The 4326-nt window shown below is 38.0% G+C and carries 4 protein-coding genes and 2 pseudogenes; 3 read left to right on the top strand and 3 right to left on the bottom strand.

Annotation, left to right across the window (positions count from 1 at the left end):
• Together ABH960_RS29580 and ABH960_RS29435 are read right to left on the bottom strand one after the other, a co-directional pair.
• Positions 1 to 1007: pseudogene (locus ABH960_RS29580) on the bottom strand (collagen-like protein); the annotation flags it as partial.
• A 138-nt stretch (positions 1008 to 1145) separates the two neighbouring features.
• Positions 1146 to 1367, bottom strand: a pseudogene (locus ABH960_RS29435) (Nif3-like dinuclear metal center hexameric protein); the annotation flags it as partial.
• Between the two features lie 456 nt (positions 1368 to 1823).
• Between ABH960_RS29435 and ABH960_RS29430 the strand changes: the two are divergent.
• Both ABH960_RS29430 and ABH960_RS29425 read left to right on the top strand, forming a co-directional pair.
• Entirely contained in the window at positions 1824 to 2147 is a 324-nt protein-coding gene (locus ABH960_RS29430; RefSeq protein WP_002089124.1) for an iron-sulfur cluster biosynthesis family protein, read from the top strand.
• Between the two features lie 113 nt (positions 2148 to 2260).
• Positions 2261 to 3166 (top strand): DMT family transporter, encoded by a 906-nt coding sequence (locus tag ABH960_RS29425; protein ID WP_002034445.1) that lies wholly within the window; start codon positions 2261 to 2263, stop codon positions 3164 to 3166.
• Positions 3167 to 3194: 28 nt separating this feature from the next.
• Here ABH960_RS29425 and ABH960_RS29420 read toward each other — a convergent pair whose 3' ends face one another.
• Positions 3195 to 3416, bottom strand: a complete 222-nt coding sequence (locus ABH960_RS29420) for a hypothetical protein (protein ID WP_002015710.1) — start codon at positions 3414 to 3416, stop codon at positions 3195 to 3197.
• 289 nt (positions 3417 to 3705) lie between these two features.
• Between ABH960_RS29420 and ABH960_RS29415 the strand changes: the two genes are divergently transcribed.
• Positions 3706 to 4089 (top strand): ATP synthase subunit I, encoded by a 384-nt coding sequence (locus ABH960_RS29415; protein WP_002089121.1) that lies wholly within the window; start codon positions 3706 to 3708, stop codon positions 4087 to 4089.
• Positions 4090 to 4326 lie beyond the last annotated feature (237 nt).

Raw genomic sequence — 4326 nt, 5'->3', positions numbered from 1 at the left:
GTAGAACCAGTAGAACCAGTAGAACCAGTAGAACCAGTAGAACCAGTAGAACCAGTAGAACCAGTAGAACCAGTAGAACCAGTAGAACCAGTAGGACCAGTAGCTCCGGTAGAACCAGTAGAACCAGTAGAACCAGTAGAACCAGTAGAACCAGTAGAACCAGTAGAACCAGTAGAACCAGTAGCTCCGGTAGAACCAGTAGAACCAGTAGAACCAGTAGAACCAGTAGAACCAGTAGAACCAGTAGAACCAGTAGAACCAGTAGAACCAGTAGAACCAGTAGGACCAGTAGAACCAGCAGACCCAGTAGACCCAGTAGAACCAGTAGACCCAGTAGAACCAGTAGACCCAGTAGAACCAGTAGACCCAGTAGAACCGGTAGAGCCAGTAGCCCCGGTAGGTCCGGTAGAACCAGTAGAACCAGTAGAACCAGTAGGACCAGTAGAACCAGTAGCTCCAGTAGCCCCGGTAGGTCCGGTAGGTCCGGTAGACCCAGTAGCCCCGGTAGGTCCGGTAGACCCGGTAGACCCAGTAGGTCCGGTAGCCCCGGTAGACCCAGTAGGTCCGGTAGACCCAGTAGACCCAGTAGACCCAGTAGAACCGGTAGAACCGGTAGAACCGGTAGAACCGGTGGAACCGGTAGAACCGGTAGAACCGGTAGAACCGGTAGGACCAGTAGAACCGGTAGGACCACCTTCTACCAATAAGATATAATCTTGAGACACATTCGGAAATCCTTGAGGTGCATCTTTTTTTACAACATAGCCGCTACTCGTGTAAGTGACAACTTGTCCCGTTTTATAGTTAGGAGCGGCTGCTAGACTAAAAGCGGTAGTACTTTGCAAACCGGACCCGGTAGGCCCGGCATTGCCAGTAGGTCCAGTAGCACCAGTAGCACCAGTAGCACCAGTGGCACCAGTGGGTCCAGTAGCGCCAGTAGGTCCAGTACTGCCGATAGAACCGCTGTTGCGTCTACCGTCACAACTAAAGCAATTGCGTTGGTACATATATTATCTCCTTTCTATATTTTTGAAAATATAGTTTTAAAAGTAGAACTACTATATATATATTGTAGATTCTATATTTTTGTGTGGTCGATCGTATTGTGTATATAGATTTTAAAAATAGGGGAGGTATTATTAGTTTTATAACCACCAGGTCTCCTGCGGAATCAAAGTAACATCTACATCAAAATTCTCTTTAAACCAATCATACATCAATGTCTCTTTCACTAAATATTCAGAGGCAGAGTGTGACACACCGATGAGTGACATATTTGTTTCTTTCGCATAATCCATAATGAGTGAGTATTTATGCCTACCATAATCATTGTCGATATGGCAATGGATTTCTCCTGTAATAAATGATTAAGTTATTGTTCTATTTCTTTTAAGGCTGGCATGTTTGGTAATCCTCCTTAAGATAGTTCTTACTTTGTTAGTTATTTTTGTTTTTTTATGGAAAAATAAGAAGCGGATAGGAAACAAATAAAACCTAGAATCCAGCCAATAGAAGGAGAATAGGGAAGTATATGTTGTAATATCATTCCGCTAGAAATAAAAAAGCTACCTAATAGACATAAGAAAATGAGATATCGCTGTAGTTTGAACATCAGTGATACAACCTCCTTTATCACGCATTAACTGCCCGTAAAAGCTTGATTGGCGAGGGCTAATAATCAGAGGGGGATGGATACCCCCCTGATTAAAGTTTCACTTTATCACATATATTTTATAGTAGTCTTAATTTTCTGCATATAAGATTCAAGAAAAATGGTGGTACAATATATAAATGATACGAGAAGAGAGGATGTAGGTTAACACATGTACGTTACTGTAACAGAGGCAGCATATAAAAAGATTATGGATACGATTCCAAGTGAAACGAAATATATAAAGTTATTTTATGATAATGAAGGTTGCGGTTGTGTTATGAGCGGGATTATTGATTTAGTAGCCGTTTCAGAGAAAGATGAGCGCGATGTAGATATCGAATCAAGCGTACTAAACTTTATTGCAGATCGCACAAAGCTTGTATTTATGGATGATAAATTAACAGTTGATTGGCATGAAGTTGGAGGGACTTTCCAGCTGAAGAGCCCAAGCCAGTTTTATAATCCGAATATGAAGTTACATGTTCGAGTATAATGAAGAGAGAAGGAGTATATAATATGCTCCTTTTTCTTATGGATTTTTTCACATAATGAAATGTACATATGGTTGAATTTTCTGTATAATTCTCTTTGCGGAGGGGGTTGCGCATGAAAAGATGGGGAATTGAGTTATTAATTTTAAGTGTCGTTATTATTTGGGGGATTAACTATACGATTGCGAAATATGGACTTTTAGAATTTACAGCAATTGAGTTTACTGCAGTTCGAATGATGACAGCAGCACCACTACTGTTATTACTTACGTTCTTTATCGAAAAGTCACTTTATATGGAGCGAAAAGATATACCAAGATTAATCATCGTTAGCGTTGTAGGTATTGTACTGTATCAAACGTTATTTATGGAAACTGTAAAATACACATCCGCTACAAATGCTTCTTTACTCATATCTATTTCACCTATTTTTACAACTTTATTTGCGATTTTCTTGAAACAAGAAAAATTCTCTTCTCGAAAGTTAGTTGGTTCCATGATTGCCTTTATTGGTGCTACATTAGTTTTAGTAGCGGGGCATTCACTCGCTAGTTCTTTCTACGGAAATGGGATTGGACTTATTACATCAATATGTTGGGGACTTTATCCCGTTTTAGCAGGGCCGCTTATTAAAAAATACTCAGCATTACGTGTTACTGCATGGTCGACATTAGTTGGAGCGATTCCGCTTTTATTGTTAAGTGGTCCACATGTATTTGTCATGCCATTTCACATTACACACGGAATGACACTATTTGCTTTACTATATTCTGTTTTCTTTGTAACAGTATTCGGTTTAGTCATGTGGTATGTTGGTGTTCAAAAAATTGGTGCGTCACATACGATGGTATATATGTATATTACGCCGCTTGTAGCTGTTTTATTTGCAGCTGTATGGGCAAATGAATATGTATCGTTTCAACAAATAATCGGTGGAATCATCATTTTCTTCGGTTTATGGTTTGTGAAATCAGAGAAAGTAGAAGCTAATTCTATCGTGCAAGAACCTATATCAAAATAGGAAAACAGATCACCTATGATCTGCTTTCCTATTTTTTTATTTTTGGTAAAAATACGAGGAATAAAATGGCAGTAATAAGTGGGATTAAATTAAGAAAAGGAATACGGAAGAGTGTAATAAGAATAATACCTGGAAGAAGAACACCGAGGACAGCATAGAAAATACTATGTTTTTTCATGTACCAATATAATGAAAGTCCAATAAGTGCAGGAACAATGAGATGAATGAGAGCCATTAAAAAATAAATCATTAGACGCCCCCTTTATTTATGTGCTTATTACATCATATCCGTATGTTCATAGATTGATATCAATTTTTTCATAATTGGACGAAAATGTTTTGAAAAACGTCACATTTATGAGGGATTCTATATTAGAAATCTTGTATAATATTATTTCCTAAAAGCATTTTAAAAACATAAACATACTGTTTATGTTTTTAAAATTTGAGTGAAATGAATTTTTAATAGTATGGACTCGAAAGAAATGAGTTATATAGCTTTGGTTAGATAGATAAAAACTATTGAAGGGGAGTACAATATGATTAGTATGTCATTAAGGTCGTTTAAAATTCAATCGTATTATCTACTAGGCATTCTGTTATTAGGCTGGATGTTAACACCGTTTTCAGCACATTTTCTAGGTGCAGGAATTGGACTTATTGTAAGCATGTATTGTGTTTGGATTTTAGGAAGGCGTATCGAAAAGCTTGGAGATAGTATAGTAAAGAAGACGAAAGCGCCGACGCTTGGTATGTTTAATCGCTTTGCAGCTGCAATTTTGGGTGCTATTATTATGTACGAAATTGAGCATCATATGGTAATGTGGGCATTTGCAGTAGGTATTCTGGGTGGTTATTTCTTAATCGTTATTAATTTAGGTTATTATAGTATGAAGGATGAAGAAGAATTAACAAAGGGTTAAAAGAGCTAAAAGAGCCTCTTTTTAGATGGAATAGAGGATCCAGCGACGGATAGAAGCGGTTAGGGCCTTTTTTAGCCACATGCGGTGTGAAACCAGAAGGAGCAAGTGAGCGAGAGATCTCTTTATATTTTCAAAGCCTTGATTTGTATGTGTGAAAATCCGAGTATATCAATTGAAAATTAGGTTTGGAGTTTTTTTAGATGGAATAGAGGATCTGGCGGTGGATAGAAGCGGTCA

It is taken from the genome of Bacillus sp. RC252, assembly GCF_044909215.1.
GTDB lineage: Bacteria > Bacillota > Bacilli > Bacillales > Bacillaceae_G > Bacillus_A > Bacillus_A mycoides.
This window is presented reverse-complemented; position numbering and strand designations above follow the sequence as displayed.

Bases quoted from the DNA above. Each gene is read 5' to 3' on its own strand.
- ABH960_RS29430 (WP_002089124.1), top strand. From the start codon at position 1,824: ATGTACGTTACTGTAACAGAGGCAGCATATAAAAAGATTATGGATACG.
- ABH960_RS29425 (WP_002034445.1), top strand. From the start codon at position 2,261: ATGAAAAGATGGGGAATTGAGTTATTAATTTTAAGTGTCGTTATTATT.
- ABH960_RS29420 (WP_002015710.1), bottom strand. From the start codon at position 3,416: ATGATTTATTTTTTAATGGCTCTCATTCATCTCATTGTTCCTGCACTT.
- ABH960_RS29415 (WP_002089121.1), top strand. From the start codon at position 3,706: ATGATTAGTATGTCATTAAGGTCGTTTAAAATTCAATCGTATTATCTA.